The 3065-nt window shown below is 52.7% G+C and carries 1 rRNA gene; it reads right to left on the bottom strand.

What is annotated here, in order from left to right:
- Positions 1–20 precede the first annotated feature (20 nt).
- Positions 21–2909, bottom strand: a 23S ribosomal RNA gene (locus AB5Y98_RS00445).
- Positions 2910–3065 lie beyond the last annotated feature (156 nt).

Raw genomic sequence — 3065 nt, 5'->3', positions numbered from 1 at the left:
GAACACTTCTTGGGTGTTGTATGGTTAAGCCTCACGGGTAATTAGTATGGGTTAGCTCAACACGTCGCCGCGCTTACACACCCCACCTATCAACGTTGTGGTCTCCAACGGCCCTTTAGGACCCTCAAGGGGTCAGGGATGACTCATCTCAGGGCTCGCTTCCCGCTTAGATGCTTTCAGCGGTTATCGATTCCGAACTTAGCTACCGGGCAGTGCCACTGGCGTGACAACCCGAACACCAGAGGTTCGTTCACTCCGGTCCTCTCGTACTAGGAGCAACTCCCTTCAATCATCCAACGCCCACGGCAGATAGGGACCGAACTGTCTCACGACGTTCTGAACCCAGCTCGCGTACCACTTTAAATGGCGAACAGCCATACCCTTGGGACCGACTTCAGCCCCAGGATGTGATGAGCCGACATCGAGGTGCCAAACACCGCCGTCGATATGAACTCTTGGGCGGTATCAGCCTGTTATCCCCGGAGTACCTTTTATCCGTTGAGCGATGGCCCTTCCATTCAGAACCACCGGATCACTATGACCTACTTTCGTACCTGCTCGACCTGTCCGTCTCGCAGTTAAGCTGGCTTATGCCATTGCACTAACCTCCTGATGTCCGACCAGGATTAGCCAACCTTCGTGCTCCTCCGTTACTCTTTGGGAGGAGACCGCCCCAGTCAAACTACCCACCAGGCACTGTCCGCGAGCCCGATTCAGGGCCCTGCGTTAGAACATCAAACATACAAGGGTGGTATTTCAAGGACGGCTCCAGCGCAACTGGCGTCACGCCTTCAAAGCCTCCCACCTATCCTACACATGTAGGTTCAATGTTCAGTGCCAAGCTGTAGTAAAGGTTCACGGGGTCTTTCCGTCTAGCCGCGGGTACACCGCATCTTCACGGCGAATTCGATTTCACTGAGTCTCGGGTGGAGACAGCATGGCCATGGTTACACCATTCGTGCAGGTCGGAACTTACCCGACAAGGAATTTCGCTACCTTAGGACCGTTATAGTTACGGCCGCCGTTTACCGGGGCTTCGATCAAGAGCTTCGCTTGCGCTAACCCCATCAATTAACCTTCCGGCACCGGGCAGGTGTCACACCCTATACGTCCACTTTCGTGTTTGCAGAGTGCTGTGTTTTTGATAAACAGTCCCAGCCATCTGGTCACTGCGACTCCCGTCAGCTCCATCCGCAAGGGACTTCACCAACAAGAGCGTACCTTCTCCCGAAGTTACGGTACTATTTTGCCTAGTTCCTTCACCCGAGTTCTCTCAAGCGCCTTGGTATTCTCTACCCGACCACCTGTGTCGGTTTGGGGTACGATGACTTGTAATCTGAAGCTTAGAGGCTTTTCCTGGAAGCAGGGCATCAATGGCTTCCGCACCGTGGTGCGTTCGTCTCGTGTCTCAGTGTTGTGTCTCCGGATTTGCCTAGAAACACCACCTACGCACTTTCACCAGGACAACCGTCGCCTGGCCCACCTAGCCTTCTCCGTCCCCCCATCGCAATTACAAGTCGTGCAGGAATATTAACCTGCTTCCCATCGATTACGCCTTTCGGCCTCACCTTAGGGGTCGACTCACCCTGCCCCGATTAACGTTGGACAGGAACCCTTGGTCTTCCGGCGAGGAGGCTTTTCACCCCCTTTATCGTTACTTACGTCAGCATTCGCACTTCTGATATCTCCAGCATACCTCTCGATACACCTTCGCAGACTTACAGAACGCTCCCCTACCACTCACGCTTAGCGTGAATCCGCGGCTTCGGTGCCTGGTTTGAGCCCCGTTACATCTTCCGCGCAGGCCGACTCGACTAGTGAGCTATTACGCTTTCTTTAAATGATGGCTGCTTCTAAGCCAACATCCTAGCTGTCTGAGCCTTCCCACATCGTTTCCCACTTAACCAGAACTTTGGGACCTTAGCCGGCGGTCTGGGTTGTTTCCCTCTTCACGACGGACGTTAGCACCCGCCGTGTGTCTCCCGGATATTACTTACTGGTATTCGGAGTTTGCATGGGGTTGGTAAGTCGGGATGACCCCCTAGCCCAAACAGTGCTCTACCCCCAGTAGTATTCGTCCGAGGCGCTACCTAAATAGCTTTCGGGGAGAACCAGCTATCTCCGAGTTTGATTGGCCTTTCACCCCCAGCCACAGGTCATCCCCTAACTTTGCAACGTTAGTGGGTTCGGTCCTCCAGTTGATGTTACTCAACCTTCAACCTGCCCATGGCTAGATCACCCGGTTTCGGGTCTACACCTTGCAACTAGACGCCCAGTTAAGACTCGGTTTCCCTACGGCTCCCCTATACGGTTAACCTCGCTACAAAATGTAAGTCGCTGACCCATTATACAAAAGGTACGCAGTCACCCCGAAGGGCTCCCACTGCTTGTACGTACACGGTTTCAGGTTCTATTTCACTCCCCTCACAGGGGTTCTTTTCGCCTTTCCCTCACGGTACTGGTTCACTATCGGTCAGTCAGGAGTATTTAGCCTTGGAGGATGGTCCCCCCATATTCAGACAGGATGTCACGTGTCCCGCCCTACTCGATTTCACATCAAGGTTGTTTTCGTGTACGGGGCTATCACCCTGTATCGCCGGCCTTTCCAGGACCGTTCCACTAACTTCCAAGATGCTTAAGGGCTAATCCCCGTTCGCTCGCCGCTACTGAGGGAATCTCGGTTGATTTCTTTTCCTCGGGGTACTTAGATGTTTCAGTTCTCCCGGTTCGCCTCGTTACACTATGTATTCATGTAACGATACCCAGCTTATGCTGAGTGGGTTTCCCCATTCGGAAATCCGTGAGTCGTAATGTCTCTTACCGACTGCTCACGGCTTATCGCAGGTTAGTACGTCCTTCATCGCCTCTGACTGCCAAGGCATCCACCATGTACGCTTAGTCACTTAACCATACAACCCCAAGAAGTGTCGGTGAAACCGGCACGGCTTGTTGTCGTACAACAAGGACCAAATAAAATTTGGTTTTCGCCAAGAAGTTTCCAAAGCACTTGTAACAAATGTTTGAGAACTACTTTTTAAATCAGCTTTCCAGATTGTTAAAGAGCA

This window comes from Aeromonas sp. s3 (assembly GCF_040907805.1).
Classification (GTDB): Bacteria; Pseudomonadota; Gammaproteobacteria; order Enterobacterales; family Aeromonadaceae; genus Aeromonas; species Aeromonas dhakensis.
Note: the sequence above shows the minus strand (reverse complement) of the source record. Positions and strands in the feature narration are given on the sequence as shown.